A 20,618-nucleotide genomic window follows, 5' to 3' on the forward strand; every position below is an offset into this window, starting at 1 on the left:
TATAAAAATAGATTAAGCTACTGAATATCCCATATTTTCAGGGGCAAATACGCCTTGATAGTGGCGTTCAATAGGTATAGCAATTTTACTTTCTAGATTAAAAATTTGATGCCCTTGCAGTTTTGCTACATCAGCTTGCCAATTTTCCCAACGTAAATCTTGATAAAAATCTGCTAAATCCCCTGCTAATGCCCAACCTAAGAATTCTGAATAACTTAAATTTAATGCTTCCCATGTTTTGGTTTGTGGTTGGTGATAATAAACCTGACCGACTTTATCACCTAAACCGCCCGCATTGATAGCAAAATATCCGCCAAGCACATCATCTGCAATCAATAAATAACTTGGCTGCTCTCCTGATTGTTTAAAGGTTTTACCAAAATTCCAATCAAATAACCCCCGAGGCAACTTTTCATTTCCTGAACCTAGAATACGCAACCAGCCGTGATCAATCAAAACACCGCCCGTTTCATATACTATTGCGCCTAACGGCGAACGCGTTGAAAGTTGCATACCAACTAAAGCAGCAGAAGCATCTTCAGCATAGCTTGGTAAAATTTCATAATGATTTTTAGCACTGGCAAACCAATCGCGTAAAATCAACCATGCTGAGTTTTTATCTAATAATTCTTCTAGGGTTTTCATTGGTAAAATTCCTCTAAAAATCAACCGCTTGTAAGCTTTACATTAAAAATCAAAAAACTTCTCTTCAACTTTTTCAATTTGGATCAGTAATTTTTTGAAATAGCGCAGACGATCAGTTAATGCATTCGCTTTCTGCCAATTTTTCTCAGCTAATAACGTTTCAAGTTGGGCTAATACCGCTTTTTGTTCAATTTTAATGGATTTCAAAAAATGCGTTAAAGCTTCTTCATCTTTACGGTGTTCAATACTTTCTAACTGTTCATGCCATTCCATCTGTTGCATAAGGAATTCCACATCTCGCATACTTTTTTCTTCTAAGTTTTTTGCGATGCCAGTTTCAATTTCAATAATCGCTTCAGCACGTAGAATAGGATCTTTTAACACCTCTAAAGCTGCATTAACATCTGCCGATTTTTGGATAGCAACTAGCTGTTCTGCTGCTGAACTATGGGCAAAATTATCTGGATGCAATGTTTTCTGTAAGGCTAGATAACGCTCAGAGAGTATTTGGCTATCTAAATTAAATTGAACGGGTAAATCAAAAAGTGCAAAAGGGTTGGTCATTTTTATTCTCTTATTAAGGCAAATTAAACGCTAAAACTTTCGCCACAACCGCATTCATTTTTCACATTCGGGTTGGAGTATTTAAAACCTTCATTAAGCCCTTCTTTAACAAAGTCTAATTGCGTGCCATCGAGATAAGTAAGGCTTTTTTCATCAACAATCACTTTTACGCCATGCTGTTCAAAAACATGATCATCTTCGTTTAATACATCGACAAATTCTAGTACGTAAGCTAACCCTGAACAGCCAGAAGTTTTAACGCCTAAGCGGAGCCCAATGCCTTTCCCGCGATTTTCCAAGAAAGTTCTTACTCGATTCGCAGCTGTTTCTGTTAATGTAATGCTCATGATGATTTTCCCGTTAAGAATGATGATAATGAAAAGTGCGGCAATTTACCGCACTCTTTATTATTTGTTGTGCTTTTCTTTGTAGTCAGCAATCGCTGCTTTAATCGCATCTTCTGCTAAAATTGAACAGTGCACTTTTACTGGTGGCAATTCTAATTCTTCTGCAATATCGCTATTTTTAATTGCGCCTGCTTCTTCTAATGATTTACCTTTTACCCATTCAGTAATTAATGAGCTTGATGCAATCGCAGAACCACAACCATATGCTTTAAAGCGCGCATCTTCAATAATACCTTCATCATTTACTTTAATTTGTAAACGCAAGATATCACCACAAGCTGGCGCACCAACCATACCTGTACCTACATCTGCCGCTTCTTTGTCAAAGGTTCCCACATTACGTGGATTTTCATAATGATCGATGACTTTCTCACTATATGCCATGTTAATTTTTCCTTCTATTTATTCCCCTCTTTAGTAAAGCGGGGTAGGGGAGATTTGTGTAATATTGATATTTTAAAATCTCCCTCAATCCCTTTTTTAAAAAGGGAGGTTAATGTTATTAGTGGTGATTCCACTCAATTTTTGATAAATCTACACCTTCTTTGAACATTTCCCAAAGTGGTGAAAGTTCACGTAATTTCACAATTGCTTTTTTCACTAATTCGATGGTGTAGTCAATTTCTTCTTCAGTTGTCCAACGACCTAAAGAGAAACGTATTGAACTGTGTGCTAACTCATCATTACGACCAATCGCGCGTAATACGTAAGATGGCTCAAGACTTGCTGAAGTACAAGCAGAACCTGATGAAACAGCGATATCACGTAATGCCATCATCAATGACTCTCCTTCAACAAAGTTGAAGCTAATGTTTAAGTTTGAGCCTACACGTTTACCTGGTTCCATTGAGCCGTTTACATACACTTCTTCAATATCTTTGAAGCCATTGTATAAGCGGTCGCGTAACTTGGTTAAGCGTGCCATTTCTTCGGTCATTTCTTCTTTCGCGATACGATACGCTTCGCCCATACCTACGATTTGGTGAACTGGTAATGTACCTGAACGCATACCACGCTCATGACCACCACCGTGAATGATCGCTTCTAAACGCACACGCGGTTTACGACAAACGTATAAGCCACCAATACCTTTTGGTCCGTATAATTTGTGGCTTGAGAAAGACATTAAATCTACTTTTAATTCTTGTACATTAACCGGCACTTTACCTACGGACTGGGTTGCGTCTACGTGGAAAATAATTTTACGAGAACGACACATTTCACCAATAGTTTTAATATCTTGGATTACGCCCATCTCATTATTAACGTGCATAACAGAGACTAAAATGGTATCTGGACGAATTGCTGCTTCTAATTTTGCTAAATCTAATAAACCATCTTGTTCAGGGTCTAAGTAAGTCACTTCAAAACCTTCGCGCTCTAACTGACGGCAAGTATCTAATACCGCTTTATGCTCGGTTTTTACTGTAATGATATGCTTACCTTTTGTTTGATAGAAATGCGCAGCCCCTTTAATAGCAAGGTTATCTGACTCTGTTGCACCTGAAGTGAAGACGATTTCACGTGCATCTGCACCAATTAAATCAGCGATTTGATTACGTGCAATATCTACCGCTTCTTCAGCTTCCCAACCGAATTTGTGTGAACGAGAAGCAGGATTACCAAAGATGCCGTCTTTAGTCATATATTGCATCATTTTTTGTGCAACACGCTCATCCATCGGGGTTGTTGCTGCATAATCTAAATAAATAGGTAATTTTACTGACATTATTACTCCTAACACGCTTAAACAAGCGGTCATTTTTTTGAATTTTTTACCAAAGGTTATTGGTGAGCGTGATCATGACAGTGCGATTTTTCGCAATCATGATCTGAATTTTCCGCCACCAAATCTGCCATTGAAACTGTATCTAAGAAGTTACCAATAAGTATTTCAAGGCGTTCCCATAAATGATGCGTCAAGCAACGTGAGTCATTTCGGCAGTTACCACTACCTTTGCATTTTGTGACATCTACGTTTTCGTTCACTGCAGCAATAACCATGCCTACGCTAATTTCTTTCGGGCTTTTTTCTAATTTATAGCCGCCACCCGGGCCACGTACGCTTTTTACAATGCCTTCACGACGAAGTTGTGCAAAAAGCTGTTCTAAATAAGAAAGCGAAATTGCCTGACGATCAGCAATATCTGCAAGGCTCACAGGTTCATCTTTTCCGTGAATAGCGATGTCTAAAATGGCGGTTACTGCATAGCGCCCTCTTGACGTTAATCTCATAAGATCGTCCTCTACTAATGTTATTTTTAGTGACACTTACAAAGTGTAAGAATTTTGATATAACAGACTATTCTAGTCAAGGTTATTCTACTTACTTCAACTAATTGATATGAAAGGTTTTGCAAATGAATTGCAAATCAAAAAAGAAGTGAGCAAATCTTAAGTATTCTACGCCACTTTCGCCTTGAAATAAACTCATAGAGTGATTTTCATTTACAATTTTTCAAACACACATTTCATGGATTGGTATGAAGAATTGTTGAAGTTATTTTACCTCACTTTATTGATCTAAATCAAACATTCACTCTGAGCGCTGGTCGAACCACATAAAAAGTAAGTGTTTTTCAGGTTGCATAATCCCTAGCTGCTTCGTAGAATCGCGAAGTTTTTTATTGTTAATTTTTTGTTTTTTTCTGTAAATGAAAATGACACCTTAGGATTAGGATTTCCCCATGAATAAATTTTCAAAAACGCTTTTAGCTTCTTCTCTTTTTGCTTCAGCAGGCGCACACGCAGCCGCTTTCCAATTAGCAGAAGTTTCAACTTCTGGTTTAGGTACCGCTTATGCAGGTAATGCTGCTGTTGCTGATAACGCTTCAGTTGTGGCAAATAACCCTGCGTTAATGACCCAATTCAAACAAGCAGAAATGTCTGCAGGTGGCGTTTTGGTTCAGGCTGATGTGGATATAAATGGCACACTTGCTGGCACGGTAAATGCTTCACATAATAACATCATTCCAAAAGCAGTAATTCCTAACCTATATTTTGTAACCCCAATCAATGATCGTTTTGCGATGGGTGCAGGAATGAACGTAAACTACGGTTTAAAATCTCGTTTTTCTCCTGATTACAGTGCTGGTGTTTATGGCGGTAATACTCGTTTAAGTGCAATTAACTTCAATTTAAGTGGTGCTTATAATTTAGGTTATGGCTTGAGCATTGGTGCAGGTCTAAATGCCATTTATTCAGATGCAGAAATCATTCGTCATTTAGGCGTGGGTGGTAAATTATTAAATAGTCGTTTAGGTGCTGCAGCTTCAAATCCAAGAGTTCAAGCTGCATTAGCGGCAAATCCTGTACTTGCTGCACAATTAAATAGTGCTGCAAAAACCTTAGCACAAATGGACAATCATACCGAAGTTTCACGTTTAAGTGGTGATGAATGGAGTTTAGGTTGGAATGCGGGTATCGCTTACGATATTAACGAAAACAACCGCATTGGTGCAGCTTATCACTCTGCTGTAAATGTGAAATTTAAAGGTCAATATTCAAATAACTTCCCAACTGCATTTAATTCCTTATTACCACAACTTTCTGTATTAGGCATTCAAGCGCCTGTTACTCAAGCAACTGGTGGTCAAGAAATCCCAGGTAATTTAACGCTTCACTTACCAGCTTATTGGGAAATTTCGACCTATCACAAAATGACTGATCGCTTAGCAATGCAGTTTAGCTATAAACGTACCGAATGGGAAAAATTCAAAAGCCTAGATGCTTACGGTAATGCAGGTAATACATTATTTAGCAAAGCAGAAAACTATAATGATGCATCTCGTGTCGCATTAGGTGTGTCTTATGATGTAAATGAGGCATTAACGCTACGCGCAGGTATTGCTTATGATGAAACCGCAAGCATCACCTCGCCATCTATCTCAATTCCAGATACAGACAGAACTTGGTATAGCGTAGGGGCAACTTACCGCTTTACCCCGAATCTTTCTACCGATTTTGGTTTTGCACACTTAAGAGGCTCACACAATACCTTTACTGAAGGTAGCGCAGTATTTAATGTGAAATCTCGTGCAAATCTTTATGGTTTAAACTTAAACTATAAATTCTAATCCATTCTATAAAAGGCGTGTTAATTTCTCACACGCCTTTTTTCATGGCACCAATTATGACAATTTATTATCAATATTATGCCTCTCCCGTTGGGCAGTTATTACTATTAGCAAAAGCAGAAGGCTTAATTGCGATTGAATTTGCAGAAGAACAAGCGACAACTGACATCAATACTTTTATGCCCGCCAACCAAACAAGCGGTCAGATTTTAGAAATTTTTTGCAAAACCACCGAAATTTTAGACCGCTATTTTCAAGGCGAAACCATTGACTTTAGCCAATTAGATTTCCTTGCTCCACAAGGCAGCTCCTTTCAACAAGCTGTTTGGCAAATTTTGCGTCAGATTCCATACGGCGCTACAACCAGCTATGGAGAAATTGCTAATCAACTTGGTAAGCCAAAAGCGATGCGTGCGGTAGGCGGAGCGGTTGGGCGTAATCCTATTTCGATTTTGATTCCTTGCCATCGCGTATTAGGCAAAAACCAAAGTCTGACGGGATTTGGTGGGGGGCTCCCAAGTAAGCGCTACTTGCTTGAGCTTGAAGGTATTTCATATCGCAATCAAGGCATCGAATACGTTAATCCCAAAACCAAAAAATGGAATCGTTAACTACTCAGCCCTGATAAAATTGAACATTCGTGGCTTTCATTACCACAACAGGTACTACTCCACACTTTTAGCCGATCTAGCATTTGTTGCAGATCGGCAATTTTCTGTTCTAATTCAATGATATGTTGCTCTGTCAGCTGCTTAACTTCTCGGCTGGTACGTTTCGGATTATCGTTCAATGCTAATAATGCTTGAATCTGGGTCAGTGAAAAACCAACTTTTCTTGCATTATAAATAAAATTTAAACGCGCCAAATCATTTGAAGAATAGATGCGATAACCAGCTTCAGAACGCTGTGTTTTTGGCAGTAAACCCGCTTTTTCATAATCGCGAATTTGCTTCGCAGATAAACCCGTTTGTTTGGCTATTTCACTAATGTTCATATTTCCCTCTTGACTTTAACCTAAGGTCAGGGTTTAGCATATCGGCAAATCATTTTCCCCGCAAACAAAATAAGGAGTTTTTATGACAATCACCTTAACATTATCCGGATTACATTGTGGCAACTGCGTCAAAAGTGTTGAAAAAGCTTTAAATGAAGTACCAGGCGTAGAAAAAGTCACAGTCACACTCTCTCCACAACAAGCCATTGTTGAAGGCGAAGTAGAAGCACAAACCTTAATTGATGCTATTGATGAGATTGGCTTTGAAGCAGCTATTGCATAAAGCTAAGAAAGGGGGAAACCCCTTTTTATTTTTAGGAGAAAAAGAATGTCTGTTTCCGACAAACTAAATACGAATGAACAACAACTTTTAATTGATGGAATGCACTGCGCTGCCTGTGTTAAAAGAGTAGAAAAAGCCCTCAACAAAGTGAATGGTGTCAATTTTGCTTCAGTCAATTTAGTCGATCAAATTGCGTTTGTACAAGGTGATGCGCAAGCAGAATCTTTAGTACAAGCGGTCGAAAAATTAGGTTTCCATGCAGAAATGCTTGAAAGTGAAGAAAGTCGCCGCGCCAAACAACAAGCCCAAACTGCACGCACGCTCTCACATAAAAAATGGCAATTTCGCCTAGCTCTTGGAGTTGGTGCAGGTTTAATGTTGTTAGGCTTTATCATTGGAATGCACCTTAATGAAAATAATCGATTTGCTTGGTGGCTAGCCGCTTTTATCAGCTTAGCCACGATGTATTTTGCTGGCCAAGATTTCTTTAAAGGCGCGTGGATGAGCCTAAAAAATGGCGCAGCGAATATGGATACCTTAGTCGCATTAAGTACTGGTGTAGCTTGGCTCTATTCATTCAGCTTACTGCTTTTTCCGCAGCCCCATGCACCGCTCTATTTCGAAGCCAGTGTTATGATTCTTGGGTTTATTAGCCTAGGAAAATACTTAGAGCTCAAAGCGAAACAGCACTCTTCGCTTGCTTTAGAAAAATTACTTGATTTAGCCCCAAAACAAGCGGTCATTTTTGAAGAAAATATTGCAAAAACCATTCCAGCCAAAGGCATTAAACCTGAAATGCGAGTTCAAGCACTGACTGGCGATCGGATCGCAGTAGATGGCATCATTGAAAGTGGTTCAATTTGGGTGGATGAATCTATGTTGACTGGTGAAGCATTACCAATTGAGAAAAAAGTTGGCGATGCAGTACATGCCGGCACGTTAATTGCAGACGGCGCAGCCATTTATATTGCTACTCAAGTTGGCTCAAAAACAGCGCTTGCTCGCGTCATTCATGCCGTTCGCCATGCACAAAGCAGTAAGCCACCTTTAGCAAAATTTGTTGATAAAATCGCAGCGGTTTTCGTGCCTGTCGTGGTGTCTATCGCGCTAATTGCCAGCATAGTTTGGCTATCGCTTGGGAAAGATTTCGCATTTGCGCTTTCTATTTTCACTACGGTACTCATTATTGCTTGCCCTTGTGCATTAGGTTTAGCGATTCCACTTTCGACTATTGCCGGCGTTGCAAAAGTGGCAGAATTTGGCATATTAGTGCGCAATATTGAAGCACTACAAGCCGCAAGCGAAATTGATACCCTCGTATTTGATAAAACCGGGACACTAACCACAGGCGAAATGCAGGTGGTTTCCGTTGAAACTTATCAAGGCTTTGCTAAAGAAAAATTATTGAACCTCGCTTATAGCCTTGAACAGCAAGCCTCGCATCCAGTTGCTAAAGCGATTGTAAAATTTGCGCAACAATCCAATGCGCAGCTTGAAACAGTAGAAAATGTTGAAGTCACGAAAGGATTAGGCATTTCAGGGAATTATCAAGAGCAACATATAAAAATAGGCAATGCCGCTTTCATTGGTATAGAAAGTAAAAATCATACCAAACAAGATTTTGCCACCTTAGTTTATCTCTCATTAGATGATGTGTTGATTGGGCAATTCTCTCTTGCAGATCAACTTCGCCCAGAAGCTAAAGCAATTGTGCAACAATGCCAACAGGCAGGCTATCATTGCTTGATGTTAACGGGTGATCGCCAAACCAGTGCTGAATATTTTGCTGCACAATTAGGTTTAAATGGTGTGATTGCTGAAGTTTTGCCAGATCAAAAAGCGGATAAAATTCGCCAACTACAAGCACAAGGGCGCAAGGTGGCAATGATTGGCGATGGCATTAACGATGCCCCAGCATTAGCTCAAGCTCATGTTGGTATTGCAATGCATCAAGGCTCTGATATTGCAATGGAAACCGCAGATCTCTCACTTATGCAACCAGGGTTAACCCCTGTTGCTAAAGTCCTGCCTTTTTCTCAACGTGTACTTACGAATATGAAACAAAGCCTACTTGGTGCTTTCATTTACAATATTATCGCTATTCCAGTTGCTGCGGGCGTACTTTATCCATTTACAGGTTGGTTGCTAAACCCTATGATTGCAGCTATTGCGATGGCGATGTCTTCCATTACTGTTGTGCTCAATAGCCAACGTTTACTTAAAGACTAAGCGCATATATAAAAAACGCCCAAAAGGGCGTTTTTTAACGTTGGTAGATATCTTCACCATCTCGGCGTGTTTTGAGTAAACGTAATATCCAAACATATTGTTTTGGATCTTTTTCTACAAAATACTCTACCACTTCATTCATCGCACGAGCTGATTGCTGTTCGGTGCCATCAAAATGAATAGGCGGCAGAATTTCCATCACATATTTGCCTTTTTCAGCATCATAAGTTGCAAACATGGGAATCACTTCTGCTTTCGCAACTTTTGCCATTTTATTCAACCCCGGCAAGGTCGCTTTTTCCGTTGCAAAGAAATCAGCATAGACACTCAATGCTTCACCAAAATCTTCATCAGGTAAGAAATAGCCCATATTGCCTTGGCGAACATCATTTAAAAACGGCTTAATCCCATTTTGACGGGTATGCATTTTGCCGCCAAAGCGTTCGCGTGTGGTATTCCACAACCAATCGACTAATGCGTTACGATGAGGGTTATACATCGAAACCATTGGCATACCATAGGTATGTAAAACAATACCTGATGCATCAATCGACCAAGTATGAGGCACTAATAAAATAATATTTTTCCCTTCAGCCTTCGCTTGTGTTAAATGCTCTAAACCACTAAATTCACTGCGTTGTTGCAAATGCTTGACTGAACGCAATGCAATTTCGCCAATGCCTAACATGGTTTGTGAGACTGTCACAAACATCGCTTCAATGGTTTCTTCTCTTTTTGCCTCACCCCAATTGGGAAAGCAGTAACGTAAATTGACCAATGCACGATGATACTGTTTTTTATTACGCTTTTTTAAATAGTGATAAACGCGTTTGCCTAACCAAGCGGCTAATTTGTCGCGTACACGAAACGGAACATATGCAAACAGTACCAAGAACAGCACACCAAGCCAAACGCCCCAATATTTGGGGAGCAAAAAGGACTTTAAGAATTGGTGTTCATACCCTTCTTGAGCAGTAATGCGTGACATAATTCTCTCTTCTATTGTAGGTTATTTTTTATCAATCAGGTTTTTAACTGCTAGCATAATACCTAAACCGATAAATGCACCAGGTGGTAAAATCGCTAAAAGCAAACCTGAATCTAGGTGTAGCACATCTAAACGCAACGATTTTGCCCAACTTCCTAATAACAAATCTAATCCATCAAATAAAGTGCCGTTGCCCAATAACTCACGAATCGCCCCTAATAATACCAAGCTCATCGTTGAGCCTAAGCCCATGGTAAAACCATCAAAGGCCGCGTGTGCCACACTGTTTTTCGAAGCGTAAGCTTCTGCTCGTCCAATCACGATACAGTTCGTTACAATCAGCGGAATAAAAATCCCTAGTGATTGATAAACTGGATAAGCAAAGGCGTTCATTAACAACTGTACCGCAGTTACCACTGTTGCTATGACCATCACATAAATTGGGATACGGATGTCATTTGGGATAATTTTACGGAATAATGAAATCGCCGTATTCGTGCAAATGAGCACAAACATCGTTGCTAAACCTAGCCCCAAAGCATTTGTTACACTATTAGAAACCGCCAACAATGGGCAAAGCCCTAATAATTGCACTAATGCACTATTATTTTTCCAAACACCATCCCAAAACAGCGTTGACCAAACAGAAGGGGCTTGAGGTGTTGCCTCAATTTGGGTTACCGGAATTTGATTTTCTTTAGATACATCACTCATTATTGGCACGCCTCAAATTGCTCTAACATTGCAGGGTTTTGCGCTAACTGGGTAATAACCCATTTTGCTTCTTGACGAATATTATTTACCACTGCACGTGGGGTAATGGTTGCACCAGTGAATTGGTCGAATTGCCCACCATCTTTTTTCACTGCCCATTGCGCTTCATTCTCCAGACTAAATTTCTTATTCGTAAAAGATAAAATCCACTTAGAAATCCGCGTTTCAATTTTATCTCCAAGCCCCGGCGTTTCAGCATGCTGCAAAACTCGCACACCTAATAAAGTACCATCTGGTTGAATCCCAGATAACAATACAATATTGCCTGAATAGCCATCTGGCGCCGTTGATTGAATCGCGTAAGCGGTCAGATTTTCTGCTTTTTTTGCAAAATAGATTTTATTTAAATATGGCGCATCTGGCAGATGTAACAGCTTGCACGTTGCCAATAAATCGTTATCAAAATAGCTCTGAGGTAGCACTTCTAAAAGCGATTCACGCTGTTGCGCTGCTGCAACACTCTCAATTCGACCTTTGGTTAGCAAATAAACGGCGGTGGAAATCGCCGTACAAACTAATGCAATCACGCCGAGGATAAACGCATATTTAACAGTAATTTTGGAAGCGCTCATTTTCTCATTCCATATAATCTAGGTTGGGTGTAATGGTCAATTAGCGGCACGCAAATATTTGCCAACAAGACAGAAAAAGCAACCGCATCCGGATAATTGCCATAATAGCGAATACAATAAACCAACAAGCCAATTAAGCCACCAAAAATAAGTTTTCCTTTTGGCGTAATGGAAGCCGTCACGGGATCTGTCGCAATAAAGAACGCCCCAAACATCATCGCCCCACTAAAGAGCTGCGCTATCACATTTAGATGCGAGCCATTACCAAATAAATCTGTCAGCCCACTACACAGCACAAATACCGCTAGCATAGAAGCCGGAATTTGCCAGTGAATAATACGTTTATAGATTAAAAATAAACCGCCTAATAAAAAAGCTAAATTCAGCTGCCACCAACCTTGCGCCCAACCATTGAAGATACCATCAAAGAAAATTGGCGATTGCTGGAGCTCGCTTAAACTTAATTTCGCTAAACTGGTTTTGGCACTATCTAAAGGCGTAGCTTGGGTAATCCCATCAACACTTTCGACTAATTGATGTAAACTCAATCCATCGCTACTCACGCCACGGAAAATTAAGTGTAAGGCATCATTAAAAGTAGGTGGCTCACTTAATAGCGAAATTGGCACCATCCAAGCAGTCATTTGAACAGGGAATGAAACTAATAGCAACGCATAAGCAACCATTGCTGGATTAAACAAGTTCTGCCCTAAACCACCGTAAATGTGTTTAGCCATCACAATTGCAACCAAAATTCCAATCACGACCACCCAATAAGGCGCATAGGGCGGAATTGACATTGCCAAAATTAGTGCGGTCAGTATTCCAGAAAGATCTGCTATGTAAAATGTCACTGGTTTATGGCGTAACTTAGCAATAACTAACTCTAATACAGCCGCTAAACTAAGCGCAATCGCTGCTTGAACTAATACACCCGTACCAAAAAAATAACATTGCACCGCCAATGCTGGCACCATAGCCACCATGACCCATAGCATAAACTTGACTGTTAAATTGCTCCCATGTGTATGTGGGGAGCTCCCCATTTTAAACATCTAATTTTTCTCTCTTACAAAATACTGGCCGTTAAAACGATATTGAATCCATTTGTTCGTTGGCGTGCCTGAATTGGATGCGTCTTTTTCAATTACAACAGGAAAACGCAACTTTTTACTCGTCTCATCATAAAAGAAATTCACTTGCTCCTGTTGCTCCCTTACCGTAGAAGGATCATATACAAAGCTAATCTCATTGGTGAACTTAGACGTTTTGATTAACTTCGCAGGCTGCAAGCCTTGATCTAGAATCTGATAAAGTTCAACGGTTAGCATATGATTGTGGTTATCGCCAATACTTCGCCCCATGACCCAATAATATGTTTGTTGATTCAGTGAGGTTTGATGCACGCTTTCTACCCAATTAGAACTTTCTTGAAATTGTGTTTTCGTCTTACCTGTTAGCTGACGATATTGCCACATTGAGCCAAAATCATGCATTGTGCCACCGGTTTGCCAATCCCAAGAAAAGATTCGTAACTGCTTATCTTCAGACATTTCTACCCGAACACCCGCTTCTTGCACTTTAGAAAAATCACATTGCCAGCTCTCTGGTGCTTTTAAAAATTGCAAAGTTTCCGTAAAAAGTTTGGTTTCACGCTCAAGCACTTCATCATCAAAATGATCAAAATAAGAGCCAGCATTTTGCATTTTTTGATAATGAATCGTGAGTTTATCATCTATTTGCGCACAGTTCTGCGCCCAAGTAGGCAAACTTAACACGGCAATCAATAAAAATAATGGCTTCATTTATGCCTCTCCATTCTCATTAAATTGCTTCTCTGCTTTCTTTGCTTTCGCTCGAGCAATCGCTGCAGCCACGGCTGCTTTACGCGGATCTGTAGGTTCAGCAGATTTTGCAATCTCTTCCGATTTTTCGACCGCTTGTTCACCACCTGCTTGCGCTGCTTTTTTCGCTCGCGCACGGGCAAGTGCGGCTTCTACAGCTGCTTTGCGTGGATCATTAGGTTCTGCTGGTTTTGCCATCTCTTTCGATTTTTCAACCGCTTGTTCACCACCTGCTTGCGCTGCTTTTTTCGCTCTCGCACGGGCAAGTGCGGCTTCTACAGCAGCTTTGCGTGGATCAACGCTTTCGGCTGGTTTTGCAATTTCTTCCGATTTTTCAACCGCTTGTTCACCACCTGCTTGCGCTGCTTTTTTCGCTCTCGCTCGGGCAAGTGCAGCTTCTACGGCTGCTTTGCGTGGATCAGTAGGTTCTGTCGATTTTGCAATCTCTTCTGATTTTTCGACCGCTTGTTCACCGCCTGCTTGCACTACTTTTTTTGCTCTCGCACGGGCAAGTGCGGCTTCTACAGCAGCTTTACGTGGATCAACGCTTTCGGCTGGTTTTGCAATTTCTTCCGATTTTTCAACCGCTTGTTCACTGCCTGATTGCGCTGCTTTTTTTGCTCGCGCACGGGCAAGTGCGGCTTCAACTGCAGATTTACGCGCTTCTGGTTTAGCGGAAGATTCCTCTACGGTGGATGGTTTATTATCAACTGAAGCAGCTTGCTCAGCTTGTTTCGCGAGTCGTCTTGCTCGGCGTTGCGCCATCAATTCGCTATTATCTGGTTCACCATTTGCTTTTGCTTGTACTTCCGCAGCAGGTTCAGCTTTCTTCGCTTTAATGCGAGCAAGTGCGGCTGCAACAGGATCTTCTCCTGCAGCTTGAGCCACTTCTTCACGACGTTTTTCCGCAGCTTGGTTAATTCGTGCAGTACGGGCTTCTTTTTCTTTTTGTAATCGAGCTTCCCTTGCTTCAAAGCGAATTTTAGCTTCTTCAGCTTTACGCTCTTTCTCTTCAATTTCCGCAATTTTTGCTTTTTCTTGGCGGAAATATTGAATCAATGGAATATAACTTGGGCAGACATAAGCACAAACACCACATTCAATACACGCGCTTAAATGGTATTCCTTAGATTTATCATGATCTTCTGCTCGTGCAAACCAATAAAGTTGCTGTGGTAATAAACCAACTGGGCAAGCATCTGAACAGCTAGAACAACGAATACAGTTGCGCTCAGGCTCTGGTGGTGCATACTCAAAATGATCTGGCGCAATAATGCAGTTTGTTAGTTTCGTCACTGGTGACTGTAACGAATGCAGAATAAAGCCTGTCATTGGGCCGCCTAAGAACACAGGGAAACGACTATCTGCACGATAATCCACTTGTTCTAACAAATGCAAAATCGGGGTGCCTAATCGCGCCCAAACATTGCCTTTGTTGCGAATTTTATCTCCAGTGAGTGTGACTACCCGTTCGATCAGCGGTTCATCATCAATGACCGCACGTTTGACCGCAAATGCTGTACCAACATTGTGCATGACAATGCCCATTTCAATCGTTCGCTGCCCTTGCGGAATTTCTAATCCAGTGAGCACTTGGACTAATTGATCAGAGGCGCCTGAAGGATATTTAGTCGGAATCACACGTAGGTGAATATCGTTAGCCCCTTTTAAACCTTTCTCAATCGCACGAATAGCATTAGGTTTATTATCTTCAATCGCAATGACTACTTCTTCAGGGCGTAAGACATAACGCAGAATACGAATTCCTTCTAGTAATTCATCGGTATAATCCTGCATTAAACGATCATCACAAGTAATATAAGGCTCACACTCAGCGCCATTGATAATTAAGGCTTTACAGCGCTTATCTGCAAAACTGAGCTTAGCGCCCGTTGGGAATACCGCACCACCTAAACCTGCAACACCATGTTGATAAACTTTTTCAACAATTTGTTCTGGGCTAAGGCTTAAGAAATCTTCGATAGGTTGGCGATCAATCCACTCATCTCGTCCGTCCGTTTCAATAATTATCGTTATCTCTGGTAAGCCGGAAGGGTGCGAACTAGTATAAGGTTCGATGGCTAAAATCGTGCCGGACGTTGGCGCATGTACAGGCAACTGACGATAGTTATCGCCTTTTGTCAATGGTTGCCCTTTAAAAACATAATCGCCGGTTTTCACGCACAAATCGCCCGCCCAACCAGAATGTTGCACGACAGGCACATAGAAATATTTTGGTAAATGTAAGCGGCGAATCGGTTTTTGATTCGATTGTTTTTTATTTTCTAATGGATGAATACCGCCTGGATAAGTCCATAACTTATTTTGGCGCAGGCGTTTAACGACTAAATTTGGATTACTCATCTTTTACCTCGCCTACAACCAATTTTTTCTGTAATTCAGTCGTGTTGACCACTGGAATAATCAAATTTTTATCGAACTGCCAATTCCATGTTTGCGTAGTTAATTTAATTGGTCGCATTTCAATACAATTCGTTGGGCAAGGTGCCACACATAACTCACAACCCGTACAGAGATCGGCCACAATGGTGTGCATCATTTTATTTGTGCCTACAATGGCATCCACTGGGCAAGCTTGAATACATTTAGTACAACCAATACACATTGCCTCATCAATGTAAGCCACTTTTACTTCTGGCACTGCCGCGCCGTCCATTTGAGGAACTTCCACCCCTAATAGATCTGCAATTTTAACAACTGTCGGTTGTCCACCAGGAATACATTTGGTGATGACATCTCCATTTGCAATCGCTTCAGCATACGGTTTGCAGCCAGGATAACCACATTGCCCACATTGACTTTGTGGCAAGAGTGCATCAATTTGCTCAACAATCGGATCAGCTTCAACTTTTAACTTTACTGAAGAAAAGCCTAAAATCGCCCCGAAAACCAGTGCGATCAGCGCAATTGCCAGCAAAATATACATAATAATGGAAAGATCGAGCATTAGATTTTCACCAATCCAGTAAAGCCCATAAAGGCAAGTGACATTAAGCCTGCAGTAACTAAGGCAATAGAAGCCCCTTGAAAAGGTTTTGGTACATCTGCGGCAGCTAAACGCTCACGCAACGTTGCAAATAGTACGAGTACTAATGAAAAACCTAATGCTGCACCAAATCCATACAGTACCGACTCAATTAAATTATTGGCAAGATTCACGTTCAATAGCGCCACACCTAATACTGCACAGTTTGTGGTAATCAATGGCAAATAAATCCCTAATAAACGATATAGCGTTGGGCTGGTTTTATGCACGATCATTTCAGTTAATTGTACAATGACCGCAATCACCAAAATAAAGACCAGCGTACGCAAAAATTGCGCATCTAATGGGATTAACACAAAGGTTTCAACCAAGTACGCAGAAAGAGAAGCGACAGTTAAAACAAAAGTCGTTGCCAACCCCATTCCAATCGCAGTTTCAACTTTTTTGGAAACGCCCATAAACGGACAAAGCCCTAAAAACTTCACTAACACGAAGTTATTGATTAAGGCGGTGCTAATAATGAGTAGAAGATAATCGACCATAGAATTCACATCAACACAAGCTGGTTTATTTAGGTTAAACCCCTATCTTGGCTTGTAAAAAGAGTAAGAAAAATGGCGCTTATTATCGCTTTTTTTAGCCATCTGAACAACACCTAACCGGCAGAAATCCGAAAACGACAATAAATTCAAACGGTTATTTCGGCCCTTCATTTTAGCCTATTTTTTAATCAAAAATCTTTACAATTCACTATCTACTTGATTTTAAAAATATAAAAAAATTGCAACCCTTAAGCCAAAAATTTATTGATTTTCTTTTTTTATCTCTTCGCCTAGAATCACTATATCTTGTATTTACAAATTAACAAAAACACAACATATTGTGTTTTATTATGAAACAGTTACGTTTTTATACTCAGCAAGTTGTATGGCAAGAAGTGCCAAATGAGACCTCACTCGCATTTTTAATCAGCGGTTGCCCACTCGGTTGCAAAGGTTGCCATAGTGCAGAAAGTTGGAAGGTGGGAAGCGGTCAGATTTTGTCAGAAATTTACCTTGCCGAACAGCTCAAAAAATATCGCCATCTCATCAGTTGCGTACTGTTTATGGGCGGAGAATGGCATCTTGAGCAGTTACTTGCTCGGTTAAAACAGGTGCGAGAAGCCGGCTTAAAAACTTGCCTTTATACCGGATTAGAAATGCATGAATTAGATCTGCGCATTATTTCTGAACTGACTTACCTTAAAACAGGACGTTGGATAGCTGAACTTGGGGGGCTTAACAGCCCAAACACCAATCAGCGCTTTATGGATTTGCGCACGCAAGAAAACCTTAATCATTTATTTATACGTGCCGATTAAATGTCGCAGCATTTTGCAAAGTTTACGAAAAAAACCACCGCTTAGCGGATTGATTATCAAATCAGGAGACATAATGATTAGACTTCACCCAGAGCAACTTAACCAAAAGCTCTCTTTTATTGATGAATACATTCAAGCGAAAAACGCAGCTGATGGCTCAAAGCTAGATGCAAATGCCAATGTCACGCAAAAAAATATTGCCACTATGGAACAAGAGTTGATGAAAGATTTCTTTGTGCAAATCAACCGCGCCAAAGTCAGTGGTAAAATTCGTGAACTTTTCGGGCAAGCTTTAGCTGACGAATACCTTCGCCAAATTGAAGCGCATGAGATTTATGTGCATGATGAAACCAGTCTTAAACCTTATTGCGTTTCGGTGACGATATACCCCTTCTTACGCGAAGGATTAAGCAAACTTGGAGGCGAATCACAAGCACCAAAACATTTAGCTTCGTTTTGCGGATCTTTCATTAACTTTGTGTTTGCCGTTAGCTCACAATTTGCAGGAGCCGTTGCAACGGTTGAATTTCTTACCTATTTTGACTATTTCGCCCGTAAAGATTTTGGTGACAATTATTTAGAAACGCATCGTAAAGAGATAGAAAATCACCTGCAACAAGTGGTTTACAGCATTAACCAACCTGCTGCTGCACGTGGCTATCAAAGTGTTTTCTGGAACATTTCTATCTACGATCAATACTACTTTGATGCCATGTTCGGGAATTTTATTTTCCCTGACTTTGAACGCCCTAACTGGGAAAGTACAGCTAAATTACAACGCTTTTTCATGCGTTGGTTTAATCAAGAACGCACCAAAGCGATTCTCACCTTCCCTGTAGTAACAGCCGCCATGCTCACTGAGCAAGGCAAATGCAAAGATAGCGCCTTTGCAGATGAAGTGGCACAAGAACTTGCTGAAGGTAATGCATTCTTTATTTACCAATCAGATAATCCGGATTCATTAGCTTCTTGCTGTCGCCTACGCAATGAAATTGCTGACCACACTTTCTCTTATTCATTAGGCGCAGGCGGTGTGGCAACCGGTTCAATCAATGTCATTACCATCAACATGAATCGTTTAGTGCAAGATGGGCGAGATTTAGCCACAGAAGTCAGCAAAATTCATCAATATCAATATGCTTATCGTAAATTGATGGAAGAATATCTCGAAGCTGGCATGCTACCAGTCTATGATGCAGGTTTCATTTCGCTAGATAAACAATTCTTAACCATCGGGATTAACGGTATGGTAGAAGCTGCTGAATCGCAAGGTCTTACTGTCGGTTACAACCCAGAATATATGGCCTTTGTTCAAGAACGTTTGAAAATTATTTTCCAAGCAAACCAAGCCGCGTCTAAAAAATATGGCGTGAAATTCAATACCGAGTTTGTACCCGCAGAAAACTTAGGCGTAAAAAATGCAAAATGGGATAAAGCGGATGGCTATTTTGTGCCAAGAGAATGCTATAACTCTTACTTCTATGTCGTAGAAGATGAAGAAATTAACGCACTCGATAAATTCCTATTGCATGGAAAAGAACTAATTGAATGGCTTGATGGCGGCTCGGCTTTACACTTGAATTTAGACGAAGCATTACCGCAGTCGGGCTACCGTTCATTATTAGATATTGCCGCCAAAACTGGCTGTAACTACTTCTGCGTGAATGTCAAAATTACTATTTGTAATGAATGCCAACACATTGATAAACGTACCCGACATCAATGTGCAAAATGTGGTTCAAGCAATATTGATTACGGCACACGCGTCATTGGCTATTTAAAACGCGTTTCAGCTTTCAGTAGCGCGCGCCAAAAAGAACATGGCTTGCGTTTCTACCACAGAAAAGCAGCATAAAAACACTTGAAATCTGAATAAACAAGCGGTCTTTTTTGCAAAGTTTGTTGCAAAAAAGACCGCTTGTCGTATATTGGACAAACTCAATTCATCTTTAAAAGGAAATTTTATGAACGCGCAACAACTCGCTCAATATATCGATCACACAGCATTAAGTGCCGAAAAAACCGAAGCCGATATTTTGGCTTTATGCGAAGAAGCTCGCCAGCATCATTTCTATTCTGTTTGTATTAACCCTTGCCATATTCCATTGGCTAAACAAGCCTTAGCAGATTCTGTCGTTAAAATTTGTACTGTAGTTGGCTTTCCTTTGGGGGCAAATGCGAGCGTAGTAAAAGCCTTTGAAACAGCGCAAGCGATTGAAGCTGGCGCAGAAGAAATTGATATGGTAGTCAATATTGGTTGGGTGAAATCACAACAATGGGAAAAAGTGCAAGAAGATATTCAAGCCGTGTTTGATATTTGCCAAGCAGTACCATTGAAAGTCATTTTAGAAACTTGCCTACTTTCTGAAGCAGAAATTATTAAACTTTGCGAAATCTGTAAAACAATTGGCGTTGCCTTTGTAAAAACTTCAACCGGCTTTAATAAAGCAGGCGCAACAGTTGAGCATGTTGCCTTAATGAAACGAACTGTTGGCGAAATCGGCGTAAAAGCCTCCGGCGGTATTCGAGATACACAAACTGCACTGAATATGATTGAAGCAGGTGCAAGCCGCATCGGTGCTAGTGCAGGTATTGCGATTCTTGAAGGCTTAACTGCAGAGAAATAAAACGTTCATCAACAAAGAAAAAACGCCTGCATTTTTGATCTGCCCCCCAAAAGTTAGACTAAACTTCTAACTTTTGGGGGGCAGATCATTAAAAGGGGCTTTTTTCTAGGTGAAATTGAGTGAAAACAAAGTGAAATCAGCGGAAGTTACAAAACGTGGAGTAAAATTTACCGCTTGTTATAGTCAAAATTTAACCAAAAAACAAAATAGAGTTTTTTAGTAGGACATCTCAACAATTAGTAGATATA

Annotated in this window: 22 protein-coding genes; 7 read left to right on the forward strand and 15 right to left on the reverse strand. The window is 40.5% G+C overall.

Features of this window, described 5'->3' with window-relative positions; genetic code table 11:
* Positions 1–12: 12 nt before the first annotated feature.
* From HMPREF1128_RS05885 to HMPREF1128_RS05910, 6 genes are all read right to left on the reverse strand, one after another.
* Positions 13–645, reverse strand: a complete 633-nt coding sequence (locus HMPREF1128_RS05885; RefSeq protein ID WP_007525449.1) for a DUF2625 family protein — start codon at positions 643–645, stop codon at positions 13–15.
* Between the two features lie 42 nt (positions 646–687).
* Positions 688–1,209: a Fe-S protein assembly co-chaperone HscB gene (gene hscB / locus HMPREF1128_RS05890; RefSeq protein WP_007524572.1), complete on the reverse strand. Its 522-nt coding sequence runs from the start codon at positions 1,207–1,209 to the stop codon at positions 688–690.
* A gap of 23 nt (positions 1,210–1,232) precedes the next feature.
* Positions 1,233–1,556, reverse strand: a complete 324-nt coding sequence (gene iscA / locus HMPREF1128_RS05895; RefSeq protein ID WP_007525107.1) for an iron-sulfur cluster assembly protein IscA — start codon at positions 1,554–1,556, stop codon at positions 1,233–1,235.
* 60 nt (positions 1,557–1,616) lie between these two features.
* Positions 1,617–2,000 carry a Fe-S cluster assembly scaffold IscU gene (gene iscU / locus HMPREF1128_RS05900; RefSeq protein ID WP_007524657.1) on the reverse strand — a complete coding sequence of 128 codons (384 nt, stop codon included), beginning with the start codon at positions 1,998–2,000 and terminating at the stop codon, positions 1,617–1,619.
* 118 nt (positions 2,001–2,118) lie between these two features.
* Positions 2,119–3,345 (reverse strand): IscS subfamily cysteine desulfurase, encoded by a 1,227-nt coding sequence (locus HMPREF1128_RS05905; RefSeq protein ID WP_007524212.1) that lies wholly within the window; start codon positions 3,343–3,345, stop codon positions 2,119–2,121.
* 56 nt (positions 3,346–3,401) lie between these two features.
* The gene (locus HMPREF1128_RS05910) at positions 3,402–3,851 is read right to left on the reverse strand and encodes an Rrf2 family transcriptional regulator (protein ID WP_007524332.1); all 450 of its coding nucleotides are present in this window, start codon (positions 3,849–3,851) and stop codon (positions 3,402–3,404) included.
* 452 nt (positions 3,852–4,303) lie between these two features.
* On the opposite strand from HMPREF1128_RS05910, the gene HMPREF1128_RS05915 reads away from it, so the two are divergent.
* A complete protein-coding gene (locus tag HMPREF1128_RS05915) occupies positions 4,304–5,692 on the forward strand; it encodes an outer membrane protein transport protein (protein ID WP_007524206.1) in 1,389 nt (462 codons plus the stop codon).
* A 56-nt stretch (positions 5,693–5,748) separates the two neighbouring features.
* Positions 5,749–6,303 (forward strand): methylated-DNA--[protein]-cysteine S-methyltransferase, encoded by a 555-nt coding sequence (locus HMPREF1128_RS05920; RefSeq protein WP_035530236.1) that lies wholly within the window; start codon positions 5,749–5,751, stop codon positions 6,301–6,303.
* On the opposite strand, the gene cueR is transcribed toward HMPREF1128_RS05920, so the two are convergent.
* A complete protein-coding gene (cueR, locus tag HMPREF1128_RS05925; RefSeq protein ID WP_007525541.1) occupies positions 6,300–6,686 on the reverse strand; it encodes a Cu(I)-responsive transcriptional regulator in 387 nt (128 codons plus the stop codon). The two genes, HMPREF1128_RS05920 and cueR, sit on opposite strands and share 4 nt — an antisense overlap.
* 82 nt (positions 6,687–6,768) lie before the next feature.
* Between cueR and HMPREF1128_RS05930 the strand changes: the two genes are divergently transcribed.
* Together HMPREF1128_RS05930 and HMPREF1128_RS05935 are read left to right on the forward strand one after the other, a co-directional pair.
* Positions 6,769–6,969: a heavy-metal-associated domain-containing protein gene (locus HMPREF1128_RS05930; RefSeq protein WP_007525150.1), complete on the forward strand. Its 201-nt coding sequence runs from the start codon at positions 6,769–6,771 to the stop codon at positions 6,967–6,969.
* Between the two features lie 45 nt (positions 6,970–7,014).
* Positions 7,015–9,198, forward strand: coding sequence for a heavy metal translocating P-type ATPase (locus tag HMPREF1128_RS05935; protein WP_007524506.1), 2,184 nt, complete (start codon positions 7,015–7,017; stop codon positions 9,196–9,198).
* A gap of 34 nt (positions 9,199–9,232) precedes the next feature.
* On the opposite strand, the gene lpxM is transcribed toward HMPREF1128_RS05935, so the two are convergent.
* The 8 genes from lpxM to rsxA are packed head-to-tail and all read right to left on the reverse strand — an operon-like array spanning position 9,233 to position 16,925.
* Positions 9,233–10,186 (reverse strand): lauroyl-Kdo(2)-lipid IV(A) myristoyltransferase, encoded by a 954-nt coding sequence (lpxM, locus tag HMPREF1128_RS05940; RefSeq protein ID WP_007524680.1) that lies wholly within the window; start codon positions 10,184–10,186, stop codon positions 9,233–9,235.
* A gap of 21 nt (positions 10,187–10,207) precedes the next feature.
* Positions 10,208–10,900 carry an electron transport complex subunit E gene (locus HMPREF1128_RS05945; protein WP_007524771.1) on the reverse strand — a complete coding sequence of 231 codons (693 nt, stop codon included), beginning with the start codon at positions 10,898–10,900 and terminating at the stop codon, positions 10,208–10,210.
* A complete protein-coding gene (gene rsxG, locus HMPREF1128_RS05950) occupies positions 10,900–11,532 on the reverse strand; it encodes an electron transport complex subunit RsxG (protein ID WP_007524946.1) in 633 nt (210 codons plus the stop codon). Before rsxG ends, HMPREF1128_RS05945 begins: the two co-directional genes overlap by 1 nt.
* A complete protein-coding gene (gene rsxD, locus HMPREF1128_RS05955; protein ID WP_035530187.1) occupies positions 11,529–12,587 on the reverse strand; it encodes an electron transport complex subunit RsxD in 1,059 nt (352 codons plus the stop codon). The genes rsxG and rsxD overlap by 4 nt, the downstream gene beginning before the upstream one ends.
* Entirely contained in the window at positions 12,588–13,337 is a 750-nt protein-coding gene (locus tag HMPREF1128_RS05960; RefSeq protein ID WP_007525023.1) for a hypothetical protein, read from the reverse strand.
* The gene (gene rsxC, locus HMPREF1128_RS05965) at positions 13,338–15,740 is read right to left on the reverse strand and encodes an electron transport complex subunit RsxC (RefSeq protein ID WP_007525469.1); all 2,403 of its coding nucleotides are present in this window, start codon (positions 15,738–15,740) and stop codon (positions 13,338–13,340) included.
* Positions 15,733–16,344: an electron transport complex subunit RsxB gene (rsxB, locus tag HMPREF1128_RS05970; protein WP_007525283.1), complete on the reverse strand. Its 612-nt coding sequence runs from the start codon at positions 16,342–16,344 to the stop codon at positions 15,733–15,735. Before rsxB ends, rsxC begins: the two co-directional genes overlap by 8 nt.
* Positions 16,344–16,925, reverse strand: coding sequence for an electron transport complex subunit RsxA (gene rsxA, locus HMPREF1128_RS05975; RefSeq protein WP_007525505.1), 582 nt, complete (start codon positions 16,923–16,925; stop codon positions 16,344–16,346). The genes rsxB and rsxA overlap by 1 nt, the downstream gene beginning before the upstream one ends.
* Before the next feature lie 350 nt (positions 16,926–17,275).
* Between rsxA and nrdG the strand changes: the two genes are divergently transcribed.
* From nrdG to deoC, 3 genes are all read left to right on the forward strand, one after another.
* Positions 17,276–17,743 carry an anaerobic ribonucleoside-triphosphate reductase activating protein gene (gene nrdG / locus HMPREF1128_RS05980; protein WP_007523982.1) on the forward strand — a complete coding sequence of 156 codons (468 nt, stop codon included), beginning with the start codon at positions 17,276–17,278 and terminating at the stop codon, positions 17,741–17,743.
* A gap of 73 nt (positions 17,744–17,816) precedes the next feature.
* Positions 17,817–19,598: an anaerobic ribonucleoside-triphosphate reductase gene (gene nrdD / locus HMPREF1128_RS05985; protein ID WP_007524256.1), complete on the forward strand. Its 1,782-nt coding sequence runs from the start codon at positions 17,817–17,819 to the stop codon at positions 19,596–19,598.
* A gap of 109 nt (positions 19,599–19,707) precedes the next feature.
* Positions 19,708–20,370, forward strand: coding sequence for a deoxyribose-phosphate aldolase (deoC, locus tag HMPREF1128_RS05990; RefSeq protein ID WP_007524488.1), 663 nt, complete (start codon positions 19,708–19,710; stop codon positions 20,368–20,370).
* The last annotated feature ends 248 nt before the right edge of the window (positions 20,371–20,618 follow it).

It is taken from the genome of Haemophilus sputorum HK 2154 (assembly GCF_000287615.1).
Lineage (GTDB): Bacteria > Pseudomonadota > Gammaproteobacteria > Enterobacterales > Pasteurellaceae > Haemophilus_A > Haemophilus_A sputorum.

Bases quoted from the DNA above. Each gene is read 5' to 3' on its own strand.
- HMPREF1128_RS05885 (WP_007525449.1), bottom strand. From the start codon at position 645: ATGAAAACCCTAGAAGAATTATTAGATAAAAACTCAGCATGGTTGATT.
- hscB (WP_007524572.1), bottom strand. From the start codon at position 1,209: ATGACCAACCCTTTTGCACTTTTTGATTTACCCGTTCAATTTAATTTA.
- iscA (WP_007525107.1), bottom strand. From the start codon at position 1,556: ATGAGCATTACATTAACAGAAACAGCTGCGAATCGAGTAAGAACTTTC.
- iscU (WP_007524657.1), bottom strand. From the start codon at position 2,000: ATGGCATATAGTGAGAAAGTCATCGATCATTATGAAAATCCACGTAAT.
- HMPREF1128_RS05905 (WP_007524212.1), bottom strand. From the start codon at position 3,345: ATGTCAGTAAAATTACCTATTTATTTAGATTATGCAGCAACAACCCCG.
- HMPREF1128_RS05910 (WP_007524332.1), bottom strand. From the start codon at position 3,851: ATGAGATTAACGTCAAGAGGGCGCTATGCAGTAACCGCCATTTTAGAC.
- HMPREF1128_RS05915 (WP_007524206.1), top strand. From the start codon at position 4,304: ATGAATAAATTTTCAAAAACGCTTTTAGCTTCTTCTCTTTTTGCTTCA.
- HMPREF1128_RS05920 (WP_035530236.1), top strand. From the start codon at position 5,749: ATGACAATTTATTATCAATATTATGCCTCTCCCGTTGGGCAGTTATTA.
- cueR (WP_007525541.1), bottom strand. From the start codon at position 6,686: ATGAACATTAGTGAAATAGCCAAACAAACGGGTTTATCTGCGAAGCAA.
- HMPREF1128_RS05930 (WP_007525150.1), top strand. From the start codon at position 6,769: ATGACAATCACCTTAACATTATCCGGATTACATTGTGGCAACTGCGTC.
- HMPREF1128_RS05935 (WP_007524506.1), top strand. From the start codon at position 7,015: ATGTCTGTTTCCGACAAACTAAATACGAATGAACAACAACTTTTAATT.
- lpxM (WP_007524680.1), bottom strand. From the start codon at position 10,186: ATGTCACGCATTACTGCTCAAGAAGGGTATGAACACCAATTCTTAAAG.
- HMPREF1128_RS05945 (WP_007524771.1), bottom strand. From the start codon at position 10,900: ATGAGTGATGTATCTAAAGAAAATCAAATTCCGGTAACCCAAATTGAG.
- rsxG (WP_007524946.1), bottom strand. From the start codon at position 11,532: ATGAGCGCTTCCAAAATTACTGTTAAATATGCGTTTATCCTCGGCGTG.
- rsxD (WP_035530187.1), bottom strand. From the start codon at position 12,587: ATGTTTAAAATGGGGAGCTCCCCACATACACATGGGAGCAATTTAACA.
- HMPREF1128_RS05960 (WP_007525023.1), bottom strand. From the start codon at position 13,337: ATGAAGCCATTATTTTTATTGATTGCCGTGTTAAGTTTGCCTACTTGG.
- rsxC (WP_007525469.1), bottom strand. From the start codon at position 15,740: ATGAGTAATCCAAATTTAGTCGTTAAACGCCTGCGCCAAAATAAGTTA.
- rsxB (WP_007525283.1), bottom strand. From the start codon at position 16,344: ATGCTCGATCTTTCCATTATTATGTATATTTTGCTGGCAATTGCGCTG.
- rsxA (WP_007525505.1), bottom strand. From the start codon at position 16,925: ATGGTCGATTATCTTCTACTCATTATTAGCACCGCCTTAATCAATAAC.
- nrdG (WP_007523982.1), top strand. From the start codon at position 17,276: ATGAAACAGTTACGTTTTTATACTCAGCAAGTTGTATGGCAAGAAGTG.
- nrdD (WP_007524256.1), top strand. From the start codon at position 17,817: ATGATTAGACTTCACCCAGAGCAACTTAACCAAAAGCTCTCTTTTATT.
- deoC (WP_007524488.1), top strand. From the start codon at position 19,708: ATGAACGCGCAACAACTCGCTCAATATATCGATCACACAGCATTAAGT.